General features: G+C 53.3%; 18 protein-coding genes. 8 read left to right on the top strand and 10 right to left on the bottom strand.

Annotated elements, in window-relative coordinates:
* Positions 1–43: 43 nt before the first annotated feature.
* The 3 genes from rnpA to PsB1_RS07025 form a co-directional block, all read right to left on the bottom strand.
* A complete protein-coding gene (gene rnpA, locus PsB1_RS07015; protein WP_284360013.1) occupies positions 44–448 on the bottom strand; it encodes a ribonuclease P protein component in 405 nt (134 codons plus the stop codon).
* A gap of 25 nt (positions 449–473) precedes the next feature.
* A complete protein-coding gene (gene rpmH, locus PsB1_RS07020) occupies positions 474–608 on the bottom strand; it encodes a 50S ribosomal protein L34 (protein ID WP_284360014.1) in 135 nt (44 codons plus the stop codon).
* Positions 609–725: 117 nt separating this feature from the next.
* Positions 726–3,263: a TonB-dependent receptor gene (locus PsB1_RS07025; protein WP_284360016.1), complete on the bottom strand. Its 2,538-nt coding sequence runs from the start codon at positions 3,261–3,263 to the stop codon at positions 726–728.
* A gap of 227 nt (positions 3,264–3,490) precedes the next feature.
* On the opposite strand from PsB1_RS07025, the gene sdhC reads away from it, so the two are divergent.
* The 3 genes from sdhC to sdhA are packed head-to-tail and all read left to right on the top strand — an operon-like array spanning position 3,491 to position 6,080.
* Positions 3,491–3,886, top strand: a complete 396-nt coding sequence (gene sdhC, locus PsB1_RS07030) for a succinate dehydrogenase, cytochrome b556 subunit (protein ID WP_284360017.1) — start codon at positions 3,491–3,493, stop codon at positions 3,884–3,886.
* Between the two features lie 9 nt (positions 3,887–3,895).
* A complete protein-coding gene (gene sdhD / locus PsB1_RS07035; protein WP_284360019.1) occupies positions 3,896–4,282 on the top strand; it encodes a succinate dehydrogenase, hydrophobic membrane anchor protein in 387 nt (128 codons plus the stop codon).
* A gap of 4 nt (positions 4,283–4,286) precedes the next feature.
* Positions 4,287–6,080 carry a succinate dehydrogenase flavoprotein subunit gene (gene sdhA / locus PsB1_RS07040; RefSeq protein WP_284360021.1) on the top strand — a complete coding sequence of 598 codons (1,794 nt, stop codon included), beginning with the start codon at positions 4,287–4,289 and terminating at the stop codon, positions 6,078–6,080.
* A gap of 615 nt (positions 6,081–6,695) precedes the next feature.
* Here the strand turns inward: sdhA and PsB1_RS07045 are convergent.
* Positions 6,696–7,802 carry an NAD(P)/FAD-dependent oxidoreductase gene (locus PsB1_RS07045; protein WP_284360022.1) on the bottom strand — a complete coding sequence of 369 codons (1,107 nt, stop codon included), beginning with the start codon at positions 7,800–7,802 and terminating at the stop codon, positions 6,696–6,698.
* 15 nt (positions 7,803–7,817) lie between these two features.
* Positions 7,818–8,474, bottom strand: coding sequence for a peptide-methionine (S)-S-oxide reductase MsrA (msrA, locus tag PsB1_RS07050; RefSeq protein WP_284360024.1), 657 nt, complete (start codon positions 8,472–8,474; stop codon positions 7,818–7,820).
* 120 nt (positions 8,475–8,594) lie between these two features.
* Between msrA and PsB1_RS07055 the strand changes: the two genes are divergently transcribed.
* From PsB1_RS07055 to PsB1_RS07075, 5 genes are all read left to right on the top strand, one after another.
* Positions 8,595–9,647 carry a phosphatidylglycerol lysyltransferase domain-containing protein gene (locus tag PsB1_RS07055; protein ID WP_284360025.1) on the top strand — a complete coding sequence of 351 codons (1,053 nt, stop codon included), beginning with the start codon at positions 8,595–8,597 and terminating at the stop codon, positions 9,645–9,647.
* A gap of 223 nt (positions 9,648–9,870) precedes the next feature.
* The gene (locus tag PsB1_RS07060) at positions 9,871–10,920 is read left to right on the top strand and encodes a 1,9-bis(guanidino)-5-aza-nonane synthase (RefSeq protein WP_284360026.1); all 1,050 of its coding nucleotides are present in this window, start codon (positions 9,871–9,873) and stop codon (positions 10,918–10,920) included.
* Between the two features lie 72 nt (positions 10,921–10,992).
* The gene (locus PsB1_RS07065) at positions 10,993–12,231 is read left to right on the top strand and encodes a glutamate-5-semialdehyde dehydrogenase (protein WP_284360027.1); all 1,239 of its coding nucleotides are present in this window, start codon (positions 10,993–10,995) and stop codon (positions 12,229–12,231) included.
* Between the two features lie 98 nt (positions 12,232–12,329).
* Positions 12,330–13,631 carry an MFS transporter gene (locus PsB1_RS07070; RefSeq protein WP_284360029.1) on the top strand — a complete coding sequence of 434 codons (1,302 nt, stop codon included), beginning with the start codon at positions 12,330–12,332 and terminating at the stop codon, positions 13,629–13,631.
* A complete protein-coding gene (locus tag PsB1_RS07075) occupies positions 13,628–16,117 on the top strand; it encodes a ligase-associated DNA damage response DEXH box helicase (RefSeq protein WP_284360031.1) in 2,490 nt (829 codons plus the stop codon). Before PsB1_RS07070 ends, PsB1_RS07075 begins: the two co-directional genes overlap by 4 nt.
* A gap of 14 nt (positions 16,118–16,131) precedes the next feature.
* Here the strand turns inward: PsB1_RS07075 and PsB1_RS07080 are convergent, their stop codons facing one another.
* The 5 genes from PsB1_RS07080 to surE all read right to left on the bottom strand — a co-directional run bounded on the left by PsB1_RS07080 (position 16,132) and on the right by surE (position 19,673).
* A complete protein-coding gene (locus PsB1_RS07080) occupies positions 16,132–16,485 on the bottom strand; it encodes a cell division protein ZapA (protein WP_284360034.1) in 354 nt (117 codons plus the stop codon).
* Between the two features lie 37 nt (positions 16,486–16,522).
* A complete protein-coding gene (locus PsB1_RS07085) occupies positions 16,523–16,831 on the bottom strand; it encodes an aa3-type cytochrome c oxidase subunit IV (protein ID WP_284360037.1) in 309 nt (102 codons plus the stop codon).
* Positions 16,832–17,087: 256 nt separating this feature from the next.
* Positions 17,088–18,215 (bottom strand): LysM peptidoglycan-binding domain-containing M23 family metallopeptidase, encoded by a 1,128-nt coding sequence (locus PsB1_RS07090; protein ID WP_284360038.1) that lies wholly within the window; start codon positions 18,213–18,215, stop codon positions 17,088–17,090.
* 55 nt (positions 18,216–18,270) lie between these two features.
* Entirely contained in the window at positions 18,271–18,912 is a 642-nt protein-coding gene (locus tag PsB1_RS07095) for a protein-L-isoaspartate(D-aspartate) O-methyltransferase (RefSeq protein WP_284360039.1), read from the bottom strand.
* Positions 18,909–19,673, bottom strand: a complete 765-nt coding sequence (surE, locus tag PsB1_RS07100; protein ID WP_284360040.1) for a 5'/3'-nucleotidase SurE — start codon at positions 19,671–19,673, stop codon at positions 18,909–18,911. Before surE ends, PsB1_RS07095 begins: the two co-directional genes overlap by 4 nt.
* Positions 19,674–19,838 lie beyond the last annotated feature (165 nt).

Here is a 19,838-nt window from a genome sequence, read left to right on the forward strand (position 1 = left end):
CATAGGGGTCCTTGCTGTCAGCTTCTAAAGTTTCGCTGTGGCTTTAAGGTGTTTCGGCGGTTGTGTGGGCAGTGGCTAATCGTGAAGATAGCTTTACGAACAAGGCTGTAAGATCGTCAAGCAAGGCGGGCCAATCTGCGGTCACACTTGCAGTGCGGGCAACAGCAACATAATCAAAACCAGGCCGACCATGAACCGATAAAAGCTGTAACATGGCAGATCTTAATCTGCGACGGGCCCGGTTACGAAGCACGGCATTACCAACTTTCTTGGAAGCAGTCAGACCAAAACGCGCTAGGGCTTGTTGGGATGGGCTATCATCACTGCGGCAAACCTGTAATGACACATAGCGCCCACTGGCTTTAGCGCCTTGCGCGACACGAAGAAACTGGGGCCGCTTGCGCAACCGATCAATCTGGAGGGCATAAAAATCGGACCCGTTGGACATGTTTCTGTCCAGTCCGCCCCTAATCCTAAGCGCTTAAGCGCTTACGACCTTTGGCACGACGACGGGCAAGGACCAGACGACCGCCCTTTGATGCCATTCGGGCACGAAAGCCATGGCGGCGTGCGCGGACGAGATTGGATGGTTGAAACGTGCGTTTCACGGCAGTTACTCCTGGCGGGCAGCCGCCCTGATCGAGATGAAATTTGAACGCGCGCTACTAGCGAGGCCAAGCCAAGAAGTCAATCGCGCCAAGCAGGTGGGCTTGAATTGTCGGGCTTTAAAACTGTTTCCTAAAGCTCAACTCGACCGAGCGCCCAACGGGTGCCAAAAGCGCCTTTTGATAGGCTTCAGGCGTATTCCCTTTTGAGTCGCGGACAATTTGGGCTGAATCGGTTAGATTATCGACCCGCAAAATCAAGCGAGAACCCTTCAAAAAAGGCGCTTTCTTTACCCATTGCGGTCGGGCTTCAAAATTCAAGAAACCACGCAGATTGACGGTGAACAGATCGTCGAAATAAAGGTCGCTCGCATTTGGCACACCGCTGGCGCTTGCGATAATCTTGCTTTCGCCCCGCCAATCGCCAAACATGCGAAAACCGATGCCCATAAAGGTCCAACCGCCTGCAAACTCTACCGAGTGGCGCCGTGCACCGCCCGCTTCGTCCACCGCTGCTCCGTCCAGCAAATCGAGCTTGGGTAGGTTTGGGGCAAGAATGATAAAGTCTTCAAGTCTAATTGTATGAAAGATAGAGACGCTCCACCGGCCAGCTTGCCCACCAGGGCCACCAACAAAACCGCCACCGGGCCCTCCACCAAAGCCGCCACCACCAAAAAAGACAAACGGGGGCGGGCCACCACGTCCGCCAAAGCCGCCTTGCCCACCTGAGGGGGGTGTCGGCGTGGCCGCTTGGTCTGTGCCAGCAGCGTCATGAGGGTGGGTGGTCTGCCTGCTTGGGGCGCTTGCTTGCCCGGGAGTGGCAGTAGCCGCTGGTGCAGGCGGCCTTGGCATACCAGAAGCCCCACCGGAGCCTCCACTGGGACCACCGGGACCGCGCCCGATCTGGGGCCCAAAGCCTTTGGAGAAAGAAAAGCCATAGCGCAAAATCGCGCTTTTAGCCGAATCATAATTGATCGGGCGCTGATCAATTCCGGTTAGAACGCCAGCACTATTGCGTTCAAAGCGGCGCGGATAAGCGGCCTCTAAGGCAGGGGTAAGGGCCGGGAAGGATGCGACAGTATCCTTACTGGTATTGAGGGCGTAGCTCAGTGTGAGGTCTAGGCCTTCTAGATTGGCGGGCGCGTAATTGACACTCAAGGTGGTGTCAGCGCGACTTTCGGCCTTCAGATTTGTGTTTCCCCCGCTGGTACGATCGACTAACACCGTCTGGCCCGTTTGGAAATCAAACACGGCATAACCTGGCGTCACCAATATAGGATTGCCCAATTGTTGAATGCTGGGTGGGGCTTGAGAAGCATCATAAGCAACCGATAGACGCACTGAAGTAATGGGCGACCAATTGACGCCCAGTCCACCACCGTCTAGCCCGCCAAAGTCTGATAGATCGGTGTAAAAGCCATTCACGCTTAAGCTTAGATCGCCAAAGCTTTCACCATAGCTTGATCGACGACTGGTGATGGGGATCGAAAAATTGGCCCGCGCGGTCGCGTCGCCCCGACTAAGATTGGTGGGGGTCGTAAGGCCATTGCGCACCGATTGGGCGTCTAGTTGGCGATCTTGATAGCCAAGGCGGAACGATCCACGGATGGGTCCAGCTGGAACGTCCATCAGGGGCCCGGTTGTGTTATAGATCGCTTCATAAACAAGAGCCGTGGAAGCGGCTGTTTGGTTTTGCGAAAATGGCGAAAAGGTCTTGGTATCGGACTTGGTTTGATCGGCAGAGCCCGTGGCCGTCCATTGCCAGCCAGACGTGGTGCCATTGAGGGTGAAAGCCGCGCGCGAATTATCGACTTTGGCGTAACGTTCAATGACAGCGTTTGCGACAGGAAGCCCAGTTGGGCTTTGAGTTAGCCCGAGTAAGCCTTGGGTTTGGTTGGCGTTAAAGCGCAGGTCAAAAGCTGCCGCCATCGACTTGCCGAAATTGTGATTATAGCTAATCCCCAGCTCTGCGGTGTTTATCTTAGGCAAGATTGTTCTAAACGCTGCACTGGTTGGGAAATCGGCGCGGCGCACGCCACGTTCGGCTTCGGTAACGCTAGTCTGGCTGGAAACTTCGCCATTAACAGATAGGCGGCCCTTAGCGCCGATATTCAATACGCCCAGTTCGATTTCTCCACGTGACTGCTCACCCTTCGCGGCTTTTCCTGCCGTCAGCTCTGAAGTGATCGCGCGAAACTTGTCTTTGAGGATGAAATTGATCACCCTCTGATCGGCTGAATAGCCATATTGGAGAGCGGTTGCTTCTGGAAAAATTTCGACACGCAAAATAGCTTCGGACGCCAGCCCTTGTACTTCGCGGAAACTGCCGATCCGACGACCATTCAGCAATATAACCGGCGGGCCACTGCCACGCCCGCGCCCCGAGCCTGCTCGCGGCCCTATAGCCGACAAGACTTCAGCGATATTGGATGCGCCAAGGGCGGTAATCTCAACCGCTTCCAATGTTGTTTCAGGTATCGCGTCACCCGGCACAGAATTTGGCCCGCGCTGCGCACGCACGATGATTTCTTCAACAGGCCGCTCTTCTTCTGGGGCAGGGGGATCGACTGGATCAACTGCTTGGGCCAAGCCGGGCGTGGACAAGGCCATAGGGAAAAGCACAGCAGCGCTGCAGAATAATGTCAAACGAAGCGACATCGGGGAGACCTAGCTTTGGCGCGTTTGGCTATTGGCCAAAACGATCGATTAATATGTAACGGACTATACGCACAGCTTCGGTATTTCCGTTGCTTTCAGAAATAACAATGTTGTGAGTCGAAGCAGTTCAACATTGCCAAAGGCAAATTTTGCTTTCTGCCTGAAGAGAAACATTGACGAAGCGGCTAGTCTCTTCCATGTCACACGGACGTAAATTGAGGTTAAACATGGCAGGTCCACAAGCACACGACCCACGGCCTTTATCGCCACATCTGCAAATCTGGCGCTGGCATGTGACGATGGCAACCTCTATCTTTCACCGGGCTTCAGGTGTCGCGCTCTATGTGGGTGCGATGATTTTGACCGCTTGGATCGTAGCTTTAGCCAGTGGGCCTGAAGCTTATGCCGGCTTTATGGGTTTATTAATGAGCCCATTGGGCCTGTTGGTGCTTTTTGGGATCACGGCTGCGGCTTGTTACCACTTGGCCAATGGCGTCAGGCATTTGGCGTGGGACGCGGGCAAAGGGTTTGCGCCCAAGGTTGCAACTGCTACTGGCTGGGCGACGATTATTGCGGGGGCTTTTGGAGCGATCGTGGTTTTTACACTCGCGTTTTTGGCATAGGGGCAGACCATGAAGTACTCTTTACGTACACCTTTGTCTCGCGCCCGCGGCCTTGGTTCGGCTAAGCATGGGGTCGGCCATTTTATCCAACAACGCGTTACAGCCATCTTCTTGGCGTTTCTATTACCTTGGTTTGGCCTGTCGATTATTTTGGCGACGGATGGCAGCTTTTTGAGCGTGCAGTCTTGGATGCGCCAGCCTTGGAACGCAGCATTTACTGCCTTTTTGATATTGACGGGCTTGTATCATATGCGCCTTGGTCTACAGGTCGTGATAGAGGATTATATCTCAGGCCCTGTGCCCCGTTCTGTTTCTCTCCTCGCCAATACGGCCATCCCCGCTATCTTAGCAATTATTGCCATGCTTTGTATCGCCAAAGTATTCGTTGGAGCTTAAGCCTATGACGGCGAACTATCCGTGGAATGACCATAGTTTTGATGTTGTTGTTGTCGGCGCGGGTGGCTCTGGTTTGCGCGCAGCTTTGGGTGCGGCACAAGAAGGTTTAAAAACGGCCTGCATATCAAAAGTCTTTCCAACCCGCTCCCACACCGTCGCTGCCCAAGGGGGTATCTCTGCCGCCCTTGGCAATATGGGTGAAGATGACTGGCGCTGGCATATGTATGACACCGTTAAGGGCTCTGACTGGCTTGGCGATCAGGACTCTATTGAATATTTGACCCGCAATGCACCAGCCGCCGTCTATGAGTTAGAGCATTGGGGCGTCCCCTTCTCCCGCACCGAGGAAGGCAAAATCTATCAGCGCGCCTTTGGCGGCATGACCCGCAATTATGGCGAAGCCCCTGTACAGCGCACCTGTGCCGCCGCCGACCGCACGGGCCACGCTATCCTGCACACACTTTATGGCAATTCCCTCAAATATGACGTTGAATTTTTCATCGAATATTTCGCGCTCGACCTCATTATGGACGACACAGGTGCCTGTATCGGAGTCACGGCTTGGGAACTGGCGACGGGTAAGTTGCACCGCTTCCGCGCCCAGCGCACGGTTCTGGCAACCGGTGGCTATGGCCGCGCTTATTTCAGCTGCACCAGTGCCCATACGTGTACCGGTGATGGTAATGCGATGGTGTTGCGTGCAGGCTTGCCGCTTCAGGACATGGAATTTGTGCAATTTCACCCCACGGGCATTTATGGTGCCGGCTGCCTCATCACCGAAGGCGCACGCGGCGAAGGTGGGTATCTGACCAATTCAGAGGGTGAGCGCTTTATGGAGCGTTATGCACCGACCGTAAAAGACCTCGCCCCACGCGATATGGTGTCACGCGCCATGACGATGGAAATTCGTGAAGGCCGCGGCGTTGGTCCGGGCAAGGATCATATCCATCTGCATCTGGACCATTTGGATCCTGCAATCTTGGCGCAACGCCTGCCTGGCATCTCAGAAAGCGCCAAAGTCTTCGCTGGGGTGGATGTTACTAAGGAGCCAATCCCAGTTCTGCCAACCGTGCATTATAATATGGGCGGTATACCTACCAATTATCATGGCGAAGTGCTCACCAAAGTCGGTGGCGACCCTGATCAAGTGGTGCGCGGCCTGATGGCAGTGGGTGAAGCGGCTTGTGTTTCGGTGCATGGCGCGAACCGTTTGGGCTCAAACTCCTTGATCGATTTGGTGGTCTTTGGTCGCGCCGTCGGCTTGCGCTGCGGGCAGACGGTGCAGTCAGGTGCCCGCCAGCCAGAAATCACCGATGCTATGACCGATAGCCATCTGGTACGTCTTGATCGCTTTCGCCAAGCTAAGGGCGGCACGCCAACGGCGGCGCTACGCTTACAGATGCAGAAGGTCATGCAGAACCATTGTGCGGTCTACCGTGAAGGGGAAACCTTGGACGAAGGCTGCAAGGAAATGGACAAAGTGTTCTCCGGCGCGCCCGATATTGGGATTACCGATCGCTCAATGATCTGGAACTCCGACCTTGCCGAAGCACTCGAATTCGACAATCTATTAAGCCAAGCCATGGTTACCATGTATGGTGCGGCCAATCGGACCGAAAGCCGGGGCGCGCATGCACGCGAGGATTATGCCAGCCGCGATGACGTCAATTGGATGAAGCACACCCTCACCTGGTATGATGAAGCCAGCGGCTCCGTCAAAATCGACTATCGCCCTGTTCATATGAACACAATGAGCAATGACGTGGCGACGATTCCCCCGAAGCTGCGGGTTTATTGATCGGCTTGGGTGATGATGGTCGGTGCTGGTAACGATTTGCCAAACTTAGTTAGGTTCGACGAATAGCTCGTTTTGTTTTCGTTTAGGAAGGCTTTGGTGCAGGCCACGCCTACCCCAAAGGCCTCATTGAGTTGTTTGAGGGCGAATTTGACAGGTCGCGCCCGAAGCTTCGCTGCGCCGGTTTGGCAGATTTCCCTAGACAGTTTTCCGGGAAATTTGGACTTGACGCGACAAAACGCCGGTCCATCATCGATAAGCGGTTTTGTGCCAGAATAGGCGCCAAAAGCGTGTCCTAAGCTTTAGTCTCCACACATTTCTCCCCTCGCCCTACCCCCGCTCATCCTTAGGCGAGCTCGTGACGATTGTGCTAGTGATCGTGGCAACATAGGGCAGGGCACCAAGGACTTCGGTGTGAAAATGCTTTTTAGCTCGTTGCGCCAAGGCTTCGACGCGCAACACTATTCGACCCTGTCGTTCATAGGAAGATGGTGGCGCTTGTGGCCCGCTCTTTGTGATCAGAAGGCTAAATTCTTCCTTTGATGGCAAGTGTTCAGACGAAGGGCACATCTTATCCATGGCCGGCTTGTTGGATGCTCTTGCCCTATCGGTAAGCGTTTAAGGGAGGCCAAATCGGCTTGCCACCTCTTCGCCAATGGCGAAAGAGGATGTCAGGCCAGGAGAATCGATGCCAAATAAGCACATTAAGCCATTCAAGCCGTGGGTTGTATGATCGAGGATTTGAAAATCCTCAAACTGGGTCAGTGCCTTACCGATTTTGGGCCTGATACCACTATAGTCAGCTTGCATCAGCCTTTCATCTATTTTCGGCCAATAGGCTTTGATCGAAGCAGCAAAAACCGATTTACGGCTTTCATCGACCCGGTAATCTAGGGTCTCCACATGTTGCACATCAGGGCCAAAACGTGCATGTCCGTTCATGTCTGGTGTTACATGGATGCCAAGACCACCAGCTGAGGGCATGGGGTAAATGAGGTGGGTAAAGGGCGTTTTGGCCCCATAGGTAAAATAATTTCCCTTTGCGAACTGGGTCACTGGGACGTGGATGGGATCCAAACCATCAACGGCAAGGCCAGCGTGTGTGGACCAAAGCCCGGCCGAGAGTATGAGCTTGGACGTGGTTAAGACAATGGGTTCTTGCCCGCCAACGCGAACTTCAAACCCATTTGGAATGGGCGTTGCCCCTAGAAACGGTGCAAAGGGAGCCAGTGAACCACCGTGGTCCTCGATCTGGCCCAACAGGGCAAGCATATAGGAATGGCTGTCAACAATCCCAGTCGAAGGAGACCAAATCGCCGCCTGGGCGACAATTTCTGGCTCCATACCTTTGATACGATCGGGTCCGATCAATTCTAAGTCAGGGATATCATTGGCATGCCCGCGAGCGCACAGTTGTTCAAGTGCTGCTAAATCACTGGATGATGGTGCCAGGATCAATTTGCCTAATGCCCGCGCCTCTATACCCCGCTTCGCACAAAATGCGTACATGGCATGCTTTCCAGCGACACATAGACGGGCTTTCAAAGATCCAGTTGGATAATACAGGCCAGCATGGATCACTTCAGAATTGCGCGACGAGGTTTCCTCTCCAAATCGGCCGTTTTTCTCCAAGACAATGACTTGGCATCCCCGTACCGCTAAAGACCGCCCAACAGCCAGCCCAACCGCACCTGCCCCAACAATGATGGCATCAACATCATTCACTCCAGCACCATCACATCAGGCGCTAATCCCAGTTCCAATCGGGCAGGACACACCAGTCCCACCAAGACCGCAATAGCCTCCGGGATTTTTGGCCAAATATTGCTGGTGATATTCTTCTGCATAGTAAAATTCTGAAGCTAGATTGACCTCGGTCGTGATGGCCCCGAAGCCTGATTTGGTCAAGGCGGCACCGTATTCGGCACACATGACCTTTGCGAGGGCCAATTCCTGTGCATCGCTTACATAAATTCCAGAACGATATTGGGTCCCAATGTCGCCTCCTTGGCGCATACCTTGAGTTGGATCATGATTCTCAAAGAATAACGCAATTAAGTGCTTGAGCCCAATCCGATTTGGGTCATAGACCACCAGAACAACTTCATTGTGGCCGGTGAGGCCAGAGCAAACTTCTTCATAGGTCGGGTTAGGTGTATAGCCAGCACTAAAGCCCACGGCCGTGCTATAAACCCCCTCTTGCTGCCAAAACATACGCTCTGCCCCCCAAAAACAGCCTAAACCAAATAGGATGGTCTTATAGGGCTCTGGCCATGGTCCTTGGAGGGAGTTACCATTCACATAATGGTGTGTTGGCACCTGCATTTTTGTTGCCCGACCGATCAAAGTTTCGTGAACGGCTGGCATTTGTAATTTCTTATTCATCGAAAATAGCATAGGTAATGCTCCGAATGTCACTACAGATATAGGTCAAAAGATACTTAACGCCAGATGGGCATTTGAGGTTACATGTCAGTCTTTACTTAATTACATGCTGCTACACCTACTGGGATGAGTATGACAGTTGAATTAGCCACATCGCGTTTGTTACCCCGTCGTTTTGGTCGCCCCACGCCGCGGCTTGAAGTGCATGAAGGCGATCTTGCACGCGCCGATATGATTTTGTCTCGTGCCAATCGGTGTGAACCCCAATCCAATGCTGCTTTGCTTGGCGATAAAAGATTATTGTTTTCATCCTCAGGCCGCAGCTTCATAAGTTATGCACCGGAGGGGGCAAATTGGCTAGCTTTTGGCGGGCCTGTTGGTTTGGCAGATGAGGCCTTAGACCTTGCACGTCACTTCATTGATCTAGCCCAACACAGTCAGAAGCAACCTTCCTTTTATGGGGTTGGACCGAGTTTTGACTCCATTGCGCAGCATTTGGGCTTAAGGAAGCTCAAAACTGGAGAGCGAGCGATACTGGATTTGACCCAGTTTTCTTTAGAAGGCAAGCAACGCCAAGTTATTCGGACCCACCGCAATCGGCACCTCAAGAACAACTTCCGGGTCTGTGTTGAAGGTCCTGGAGCCGTGCGCGCCAATCTGGGGCGTTTGCAGGTGATTTCCGATCAATGGCTTTCCCATCAAGCCGGTGGGGAAAAAGGCTTTGGGCTCGGAAGATTTGATATCCATTATATTGACCGGCTACCCTTGGCGACGGTGCGCACAGAAACGGGTAATTTAGCTGCGTTTGCCACCCTTTGGCCGACAGCTGATCAATCCCGACTGGGGGTTGATCTCATGCGTTATGGCGACGATGCACCCAATGGTGTCATGGATTTCCTATTTGCTGAACTCTTTTTATGGGCCAAAGCCCAAGGCTATCGTGAGTTTGATCTCAATACCGCCCCACTTGCGGGTGTTGAGCCTTGCATGCAATCACCTTTTTTAACCAGTGTGGGTAAGCTCATGTTTGAGCATGGTGAAAAATTATATAATTTCAAAGGGGTAAGGCGGTTTAAAAACAAATTTCACCCTCATTGGGAAGATGTTTATTTGGCCTCTCCTAAAGGTGTATCCCAATTGTCTGCCCTAGCCAAAGTGACGTGGTTGATCAATAGGCCGCGATAATTTTTAGCCATGGATTGAGTGAGCAATTTTTTGGGATTCACCATGTTAAGTTCAAGGGCTTGATCTCAACGTTATGGCCCTTGGCTACTGGTTTTGATCTCAAACTGCAAAGCTTGCAAATAGGCAATTTCAATCTTCTTTGATTTCAGCTAATGCCCCCCTGGCCCATAAGGAGTTCCGGCGCATCCGCTGGCCTTATGCCCACATCCAAAGAGTGCCCATTATGGCTGACCCTATCCAAGCAAATCGTAAAGCAGAGCTCCTCACCCATGTTATTGAGCATGTCGACATCGCGTCCTATGATGCCCGCCCGATTATCGACAGCATGAAAAAAATGTCATTCACCAGTCGCGATACTGGTCGTGCGGCTGAGATTTTCAATACAATGGTCGCAGACCAAGAAGCCTCGGTTTGGCTGACTTTGGCAGGCTCCACCAGTGCGGGTGGCTGCATGCATGTGTATCGCGACATGGTGAGATACGGCATGGTCGATGCGATTGTCGCCACCGGCGCATCCATTATCGACATGGATTTCTTTGAAGCGCTTGGCTTTAAGCATTATCAAGCCCTTGAAGTGCCCGACGATGAAACTTTGCGCAGCCTCTATATCGACCGCATTTATGACACCTATATTGATGAAGAAGAGCTACAAGCTTGCGATCATACGATCCTTGAGATCGCCGATAGCCTCGAAGCTAAGGCCTATTCATCGCGTGCCTTCATCTCGGCCATGGGCAAATGGCTCAGCGAAGGTAATGCCAAGAAGGAAGGCAGCTTGATTCAAACCGCTTATGAATGCGGTGTGCCGATCTTTTGCCCCGCATTCGTCGATAGTTCCGCAGGTTTTGGCTTGGTGAAGCATCAGGTCCAGCGCATGAAGGACAAAATGCCTTATATGGTCATCGATGCGATTGCGGATTTCCGTGAACTGACCGACATCAAGATCGCCGCTGGCCGCACAGGCCTTTTCATGGTCGGTGGCGGAGTTCCGAAGAATTTCGCGCAAGACACTGTGGTGTGTGCAGAGATTTTGGGCGTTGAAGCCGAAATGCACGCTTATGCGGTGCAGATCACAGTGGCAGATGTCCGCGACGGCGCATGTTCTTCCTCGACTTTAAAGGAGGCCTGCTCGTGGGGTAAGGTTTCTGTGGCGCTTGAGCAGATGGTGTTTGCAGAAGCCTCAACCGTGGTGCCCTTGATTGCATCGGATGCTTATCACCGTGGCCACTGGAAGGGCCGTGAGCAGCGCCGCTGGGCAAAATTGTTCGACTAAAACCCCATATGAGGCTGAACACTAGACAGGATGATGACACTGGTTTCTTCACCTTCGTCTTTGGAAGATCAGATGCTGGAGCTTGGCCAGCGTGCACGAAAGGCTGCCAAAGCCATTCGTGAGGCCAGTGCGCAAGCGCGTTCCGCAGCACTTGCGGCGATGGGCCGTCATATCCGTCAAGCCCGAACCGATATCTTGGCGGCTAACGCGCGCGATATGGTGCGCGGGCAAGCCGAAGGCCTTTCGGCATCGATGCTGGACCGCTTAAAGCTCGATCCAGATCGGGTGGAGGTTATGGCCCGGGGGGTGGAGGAAGTTGGTAGCCAAAAAGACCTCCTCGGCGAAATCATGCAAGACTGGAGGCGGCCCAATGGTTTGCATTTGCAGCGGGTGCGCATCCCCATCGGTGTGATCGGTATCATCTATGAAAGCCGCCCCAACGTGACCGCCGATGCCGGGGCTTTATGCCTGCGCGCGGGCAATTGTGCGATCCTGCGCGGTGGCTCTGATGCGATGGAAAGCTCAATCGAAATCACCAAAGCCTTGCGTCTCGGCCTTGCCAAAGCAGGTTTACCAGAGGACGCCATTCAACTGGTTGAGACCACGGACCGCGCCGGGGTCGGCGCGATGCTTACAGGCTTACAGGGTGCGATTGACATGATCATCCCGCGTGGCGGCAAAGACCTTGTTGCGCGCGTACAAGCTGAGGCACGCGTCCCGGTACTAAGCCATTTAGAGGGCATTTGTCATACCTATGTGCATGTAGGAGCCGATCCCGCCAAGGCCCTGGCCTTAGTGGTGAACGCAAAAATGCGCCGCACCGGCATATGTGGGGCTACCGAGACTTTATTGATCGACGCTGAGATCGCGCCAGACCTTTTGCCCCTTCTATGTGCGTCATTATCCGAACACGGGTGTGAAATGCGTGGCGATACCGCAGCGTGCGCCATTGTGCCGATGACCCCCGCGACCGAAGAAGATTGGCGCGCGGAGTATCTGGCCCCGATCCTATCCATTGGCGTGGTGGCGGGCCCCGATGCAGCCATGGCGCATATCGCGCGCTATGGCTCCGGCCATACCGATTGTATTGTCACCGAAGATACCGACGTGGCTGAGCGTTTCTTACGCGAAGTCGATAGTGCGATTGTGTTGGTCAACGCCTCCACCCAATTTGCCGATGGGGGGGAGTTTGGCTTTGGTGGCGAAATTGGTATCGGCACAGGGCGTCTGCATGCCCGTGGGCCGGTTGGAGCCGAAGGCCTTACAACCTACAAATATGTGGTTCGTGGCACGGGACAGGTACGACCCTAAGCTTTGGCCGTGCCATTTTTCCCCCAGCTTGTGAACAAAGCCGAATTATGTGCGGTTTGGCGCTAGCCCTTCTTGGATTGAGCTCCTATCCTAGCACGATGAATGACCTGATCGCTCTGCCTTTTGGTGCGCCGCGCGGTAATCCAATGCGCGATGTCGCGGCCCTAATCAGCGGGCAGACCCTCCTGCAAGTTGCTGGCGGTCTCTTGACCGTGTGGTTGCCGTTACAGATGCAGTCCCTGCATTTCTCAGGGTCCCAAATTGGCTTTGTGGCCTCTGCTTATGGGCTGGGCTTTCTGGCTGGCGCTTGGTTTGCACCCAATATTTTGCGCCATGTTGGGGCGATCAGAACCTATGCTGCTGCAGCATCTTTGGCATGCGTGACCACTCTATTGCTTTATGCCAGTGATGCCACCTGGGCCTGGGCGTTGAGCCGCTTGGTTGCCGGGATGGCAATTGCGATTATGTTTGCCGCCGCAGAGGGTTGGATGGCGAGCGTTATTCCCAAAGCACGGCGCGGCGATGTCACGGGCTTTTATATGCTGTGCACCAAGCTAGGCTTAGTATCAGGCCCCTTTCTTATTGGCTTTGCGCATCCAGAGCCTAATTCAGCAGGGCCGATTATGGCTGCCGCTGCCTTCTTGGCCCTCTCTTTAATTCCAATCTCCATCGCAGACACCACGCCCCCACCACAGACTACTTCGTTGCGTATGGTGCCCGCGCGTTTATTCGCTTTAGCGCCAGCGGCCTTTGTTGCTGCTTTGGGCTCTGGGCTCGTCAATGGGACGGTTCTATCTTTGGCTCCCCTTTATGCCAGCGAAAGGGGGGGTGCGCAGGCGGCTGCCAGTTTTCAAGCCGCCGCTTGGGTGGGTTCTTTGATTGTGCAATGGCATGCCGGCAAATTATCCGATCATATCGACCGGCGGATTGTTTTAGCTCTATTGATCGGTATTCCGGCAGTTATGGCTATCATCTTGGCAGGCTTTGGTAACACATTATCGCTGGGCCTCAATACGATCCTGTTTGGGATTTGGGGCGCTGGTGCTTTGTCTTATTATGGCATTGCCGTTGCCCATTTAGGCGACCGCACCCCACGCACTGAACTTGGTGCAGCAAGTGCTGGCTTGTTATTCGTCTGGGCTGGGGGCACCATTATCGGGCCTGCGATTGGTGGAATATTGGTAGAGTTTACCGGCCATGCATTATCGATTTTCTGGCAGGCTGGCGTGGTGTCCGCTTTAATGGTGCCTTGGGTGTTGTGGCGTGCCGCGCGCCGTCCAGAGGTGGCGCAAAAAGACAAAGTGGGATTTAGCCCAGTGCAGACTTTTTCAGTTTTAGGCCAAATCCTAGGCTTGGGCAAAAAGCCAGACGATGTTGAGGAAGCCCTCCCCGACAAATGAGCCTGCCCGACTTACCGCCTCAATTTCAAGCGTGGTTCGCTGGGCGAAACTGGGCTCCACGCGATCATCAATTAGAGCTTCTGCAAGTGGATCAGGCAGGCGAGCATGGCTTATTGATCGCCCCAACCGGAGCGGGCAAGACCTTAGCAGGTTTTCTACCCAGTCTGATTGAGTTGGCGCAGCGCCCCGCCGATAAGGCCTGTTTGCACACCTTATATATCTCGCCACTAAAAGCTTTGGCGGTGGATGTCGCACGCAATTTGATGACGCCGATTTCAGATATGGCGCTGGCGATCCGTGTTGAGACCCGCACAGGCGATACGCCCATAGCCAAGCGGCAACGCCAAAAATGGGACCCGCCCGATATTCTACTGACCACACCTGAACAATTGGCGCTTTTTGCCGGTATGCCAGAAGCGCCTGCTTTGTTGAGCGGTCTTAGGCGCATTATCATTGATGAGGTACATGCCTTGGCGCCCTCAAAGCGCGGTGATCTGTTGGCGCTGGGCCTTTCGGCTTTAACCCGCTTTGCGCCACATGCCCGGCGCACGGGTTTATCTGCCACAGTGGCGGATGAAGCAGCCCTTGCCCAGTGGCTCGCCCCCCAGACCAAAGGGCGAATAAGTTTAGCCCGAATCGTCAAAGGCCCAAAACGCACCACGCCTGACATTTCCATATTGCTTTCGGGCGAGCATATTCCTTGGGCAGGCCACACAGGGCGCCATGCAATGGCGGAAGTTTATCAGGCGATTGAACAGGCCCGCATGGCTTTGATCTTCGTCAATACGCGGTTTCAAGCTGAATTGGCCTTTCAGGAGCTTTGGAAGCTCAATGATGCCAATTTGCCCATTGCTTTGCATCATGGATCCTTGGATGTGGGTCAAAGGCGCAAGGTGGAAACCGCCATGGCCCACGGCCGTTTGCGCGCTATTGTGTGCACCTCCACCCTCGATCTGGGGATTGATTGGGGTGATGTTGACCTTGTGATCCAGATGGGCGCCCCCAAAGGTTCATCGCGCTTGATCCAGCGTATTGGCCGCTCCAACCACCGCTTAGATGAAGCCTCCAAGGCCTTGTTGGTCCCTACCAATCGGTTTGAGATGCTGGAATGTTTAGCCGCCCAAGAAGCCGTCACCGCCCATCACATCGATGGGCCAGTGCCACGACAGGGAGCGATCGATATTTTGGCCCAGCATATCATGGGGTGCGCGGTGGGCGCTTCCTTTAAGCCTGAGGCTTTGTTTGAAGAAATCACACGCGCAGCGCCCTATCAGGTATTGAGTTATCACGCGTTTGAACGGGTATTGGGCTTTGTTAAAGATGGTGGATATGCCCTTAAAAGCTATGACCGTTTTGCACGCTTGATTCCAGATGGCCAAGGCGGATTAAAATGCCGCAATCGCGATATTGCGCGGGCTTGGCGCATGAATATTGGCTCCATCGTGGCCGAACCGATTTTGAAAGTCCGCCAAGTCGCCAATAACCGCTCCCGTCGCCCCGGCACACCCTCTGGCAGCACGGCTCATATTGGAGGGCGTGTGGTGGGGGAAATTGAGGAATATTTTGTTGATGGTTTAGCGCCCGGCGACACCTTTTTGTTTGCAGGGGAAGTCTGGCGTTTTGAAGGCGTTAGCGGGGTTGAGTGCTTGGTCACCAAAGCCCATGACCAAGCGCCCAAAATTCCGTCCTGGGCTGGCGGCAAATTTCCTTTATCGACCTTTTTGGCCCAGCGCGTGCGCGCCATCATCGCTGATCCAAAGCAATGGCAGGCTCTCCATCCTCAGCTACGCGAATGGCTTAGCTTTCAAAGTTACTCATCGGTAATACCCCAAGAGGGGGAAATATTGGTGGAGACATTTCCGCGCGGCAATCGCTTTCACTTGGCCTGCTATCCTTTTGAGGGCCGCTTGGCGCACCAAACCCTTGGCATGCTTTTAACCAGACGGCTGGAGCGATTAGGCTGTGAGCCCTTGGGCTTTGTCGCTAATGATTATGCTGTCTCCATCTGGGGGCATAAAAACATGGCCGATGTGGTGATGGATGAATTGTTTGACCAAGATATGCTAGGCGATGATCTAGAAGAATGGTTGCAAGAAAGCGTGTTGATGAAGCGCACTTTTCGAACTTGTGCGGTGATCGCTGGCTTGATTGACCAAAATCAGCTGGGCAAGACCAAAACGGGCCGCCAAGTCACATTCTCAGCCGACTTGATTTATGACGTTCTGCGTCAGCACCAGCCCGATCATGTACTTTTAGAGGCGGCACGTCAGGAGGCAGGTGAAGGCTTATTGGATATTCGCCGCCTCTCAGAATGTCTTGCCCGCGCACAAGGCCAAATTGTGCATAAAAGACTGACCCGCATATCGCCATTTGCTGTGCCTTTGATGTTAGAGATTGGCAAAGTGCCCGTCAATGGACAGGCTTTGGAAACGATTCTTGAAGAAGCTGCTGGGGATAGTTTGTTGCGCGAGGCCATGGAATCTTAGGCCGATCGGCTAAATCAGGCTTGCTCAAACTTTCGGGCTAAAGCCTCTAACCGGATGGTCGCTTGATCTAAGGCCGCAATTGCGGCGGGATCTTGGTTTGCTTGTTGGATATTGGCACGCATATCGGTTAAGCGGGCAACTTCGGCTTCAGCTCTATCCAAGCGAATTTTGAGTTCGTTTAATTCGTCAGAAACAATCAGTGCACCCATCAAAAACAACCGCTGATCGCCAATCTGCCCAACCGAGCCCGCCAGTCTTTTGACGTGCTCGTCAAAATAGCGCGCCAGCCGCAAAACATGGTCTTCTTGGCCTTCATCACAGCCAATGGCATAGCGTCGTGAGTTAATTTCGATCTGAACCTTGGCCAACACAATGCTCCCATTCTGATTGGCGCGTATTGGCTACCTAGGCCAAAATGCTAACCAGCGTCGAAATGCCCCCGGCCCCTAAGCCGATGACGGTCAAAACAACAGAAGTAATCGTAAAAGAGGGGCCCATTTTCATGCCAAGGCCTGCCGCAATCGAAAAGGCCCCACATCCCAGAACCGACTGCAACCAAGGCACTTGCGCGCCCCAGATCAAAGCCATGCAAGCGATCATGGCTGAAATCAGAACACAGCCCCATTGGGTTGCAATCAAAAAAGACTGATACATTCCTGATTGTGCTGAAATATCCATTTTACCGTGGGTGTAATCATTCTTGTGGCTGGCCATGTGTCAACTCCGTTTGCTTTTCATACCCGCGCGCTGGGGCTTTAGGCAAGATGGCGTTGCCAGCCCGAGCCTATTGCATATCGGCATCCAATTAAGGATCGACTGCAAAGTTAGACTGAATTGTCAAAAGACTGTCACATACCCAGTTTGGCACTGGGCAAGCCTAGATCAAGAATGACTTTCCCCACAGCTATCCTTTGTATAAGTCACAGCCTTAAGGCATCGGGCAGGTTCGCGGCGGAGCGGTCAAGGCAGCTTAAGTAGGGCGTGTTGTGCTACCAGTTAAGAGGGGCACTGGATTGACCGGCTTGGTGGCATAGCGGACTTGAAAATGCAGGCGGGGCGAAGATGCGCGCCCGGTTTGGCCGACTTGACCAATGATTTGTCCTTCCGTGACTGTCTGACCTTCTCGAACATTAACCGAATTGGCAAAGGCATAAGCGGTCATATAATCGCGAGAATGCCGGATCAGCACCAACCAACCATATCCCGCTAATTGATTACCGACATAAACTACCATACCAGGGCCTGCGGCACGAAACGGGGTACCCGATGGGGCTTCAATCTCAATTCCATCCACCACGCGCAAGTCCTTTTTGGTTCCAAATGTTTCCAATATTTTACCGCGGATGGGCCAGCTGAAAGTGGGTTTACTTCCAGAAAGTGCGGCAACTTGATCCTGCGTTTGGCTCTTGGTTTGGTTTGGGCGTGGACCAGTTTTGGGGGGCGCAGTATCGGCCAGGGACTTTTGCATAGTCATGGGTGGTGAGCTTGATGGTATGGATGCTATTTCCCCCTTAGGTGCTTTTGTCGTATCGCCTTTCGTATCGGGGCTTTTGGCCCCAGATTTTGGTAATGGAACTGGCCTTTGTGCCCGGATTTGGCCTGCCACGGCACCACTAACAGCGTGACCAGCAGCAAGTTCAGCCGTCAATAAGGTAACAAGATCTTGAGGTTCTAGCCCGGTGAGTTGATCTCGCACCAAGGCTGGCAATATAATCTTATCTCCCACGTTGACCCGAACCGGGCGCTCCAGCTGGTTAAACACCGCTAAGGAATGTTCATCGATGCGATATCTTTTGGCAATGGCAGTGAAAGTCTCATTCTTTGCTACGACATGAACCTTTAAGGGTGGCAAACGTAAGATTTGTCCGGGTTCAAGGGTAAAAGGTGGTCGCAACTGGTTGACCCGTATCAAACCGATCAGCGGGGAGCGAGTTCGCTCAGCAATGGCATAAAGGGTCTCACCTCTGCCAACCCGAGTCTGCGTAGCCGGACGACTTGGGTCAAAGTCAGTGAGGCCAGGTGCAGGTTGGCTCATCGCAGGTGCACCATTGCCGAAAACAAGGGCGATGCTTACCAAAAGGGGTGGAAGATAATGCATAGCTTAACCTGCCACGACATGGTTAAGCACTGGTTTCATCCGCGTTCAATCGCCCTTATGCGTCGCGGGCTACCCCAGGCAGCAAAGGCACGAAGCGAACATCCATCAAGGCCTCTTCTTCAAATACACCATCCTTGCGCAAGCGATAACGCAATAATTCCTGCACTCCACCAGGTCCTACCGGTGCGACTAAGATTCCCGCCGGTGCCAATTGAGCTAATAATGCATCGGGACGGTGGGGAGTTGCGCAGGTGAATATGATGCGATCAAACGGAGCTTGATCGGGCCACCCAAGCGCACCATCGCTGCATTTTGAGATAATATTGGTTAGCTTGAGAGCCTCATGACGGCTTTGGGCATGTCGAAGTAAAGTGCGATAGCGCTCAAGCGTATAAACACGCCGGGCAAGCTTCGATAAGATAGCCGTTTGATAGCCAGAGCCAGTGCCGATCTCCAACACTTTTTCGCGGCCGGACAGTTCTAAAGCTGCGCTCATAAATCCAACCACAAAGGGCTGGCTGATGGTTTGCCCACATTCAATCGGTAAAGCAGCGTCTTCCCACGCCCTGTCCTCAAAGCCTGCGGACATAAAGACCTCACGCGGGATGGTCTCCATGGCATCAAGCACCAATGGATCTATGACACCCGCCTTTCTGAGCGCCAATACAATCCCCATGCGTGCGTCTACAGAATTCATCTTGAGAATACGCCTTTTAACTTGGCCAAAGTGGTTGGGTCGGTCATATCAATCTGTAAAGGGGTAACCGAAATGCGCTTTTCATCAATAGCTAAAAGATCAGAGCCAAGGGGTGGACGTGAAGGCTTGGTGCGATAGCCTATCCAAAAATAATCATTGCCTCTTAAATCATGACGACGATCAATATGGTGAATGGTTTCATCGCGAAATCCTTGATAGGTGGCTTCGATAGCTGTGACTTCTTCTGGTTCACAATCTGGAAAATTGACGTTCATCACCACCCCATCCCGCCACTGGGTAGCCAATAGTTGTTTGAGAACCGCGCCGCCATGGGCTAATGCGGTGTGCCACGGGATGTCTTTTCCGGCCCGGACATTCATAGCTTGCGATAATGCGATAGCGGGGATGCCCATCTGCATGCCTTGCACGGCCGCAGCAATTGTGCCCGAAACACTTGTATCTTCGGCTATATTCTGCCCACGGTTGACCCCAGATAGGATAAGATCGGGCTTACATCCGACAATGAGTTCATCAACACCCAATAAGATACAATCGCTGGGCGTTCCTGAACAGGCAAAGCGCCGCTCTCCAAGTGCACGCACCCGAACCGGTTCTGTTAAGGTTAAAGCCCGTGAGGCACCAGAACGTTCTATTTCGGGCGCGACCACCCAAATGTCGGAGCTAAGCATTGCTGCCAATTGCTCTAATATCACCAGGCCCGGAGCATGAATGCCGTCGTCGTTTGAAATCAATATGCGCACACCCGGTCCTCACCTATGCCCGTTCGCAATCGGCCAAAATCATAGTCCCAAAATCATAGTTCCGAAATCATTGGTCCATACAGGGGTAATGATACAGGGGTAACATGTCGAATTTGGATTCGCGAGTGCCTTATACTGTGCCGAAATTTTGAAACACAATGCGAT

Source organism: Candidatus Phycosocius spiralis (assembly GCF_030158815.1).
GTDB classification, from domain to species: Bacteria; Pseudomonadota; Alphaproteobacteria; order Caulobacterales; family Aquidulcibacteraceae; genus Aquidulcibacter; species Aquidulcibacter spiralis.

Excerpts from the sequence above, each read along its gene's own strand:
- rnpA (WP_284360013.1), bottom strand. The coding sequence starts at position 448 with ATGTCCAACGGGTCCGATTTTTATGCCCTCCAGATTGATCGGTTGCGC.
- PsB1_RS07075 (WP_284360031.1), top strand. The coding sequence starts at position 13,628 with ATGAGCCTGCCCGACTTACCGCCTCAATTTCAAGCGTGGTTCGCTGGG.
- PsB1_RS07085 (WP_284360037.1), bottom strand. The coding sequence starts at position 16,831 with ATGGCCAGCCACAAGAATGATTACACCCACGGTAAAATGGATATTTCA.
- msrA (WP_284360024.1), bottom strand. The coding sequence starts at position 8,474 with ATGCTATTTTCGATGAATAAGAAATTACAAATGCCAGCCGTTCACGAA.
- sdhA (WP_284360021.1), top strand. The coding sequence starts at position 4,287 with ATGACGGCGAACTATCCGTGGAATGACCATAGTTTTGATGTTGTTGTT.
- PsB1_RS07055 (WP_284360025.1), top strand. The coding sequence starts at position 8,595 with ATGACAGTTGAATTAGCCACATCGCGTTTGTTACCCCGTCGTTTTGGT.
- PsB1_RS07025 (WP_284360016.1), bottom strand. The coding sequence starts at position 3,263 with ATGTCGCTTCGTTTGACATTATTCTGCAGCGCTGCTGTGCTTTTCCCT.
- PsB1_RS07095 (WP_284360039.1), bottom strand. The coding sequence starts at position 18,912 with ATGAATTCTGTAGACGCACGCATGGGGATTGTATTGGCGCTCAGAAAG.
- PsB1_RS07065 (WP_284360027.1), top strand. The coding sequence starts at position 10,993 with ATGCTGGAGCTTGGCCAGCGTGCACGAAAGGCTGCCAAAGCCATTCGT.
- sdhC (WP_284360017.1), top strand. The coding sequence starts at position 3,491 with ATGGCAGGTCCACAAGCACACGACCCACGGCCTTTATCGCCACATCTG.
- PsB1_RS07070 (WP_284360029.1), top strand. The coding sequence starts at position 12,330 with ATGAATGACCTGATCGCTCTGCCTTTTGGTGCGCCGCGCGGTAATCCA.
- sdhD (WP_284360019.1), top strand. The coding sequence starts at position 3,896 with ATGAAGTACTCTTTACGTACACCTTTGTCTCGCGCCCGCGGCCTTGGT.
- PsB1_RS07090 (WP_284360038.1), bottom strand. The coding sequence starts at position 18,215 with ATGCATTATCTTCCACCCCTTTTGGTAAGCATCGCCCTTGTTTTCGGC.
- PsB1_RS07060 (WP_284360026.1), top strand. The coding sequence starts at position 9,871 with ATGGCTGACCCTATCCAAGCAAATCGTAAAGCAGAGCTCCTCACCCAT.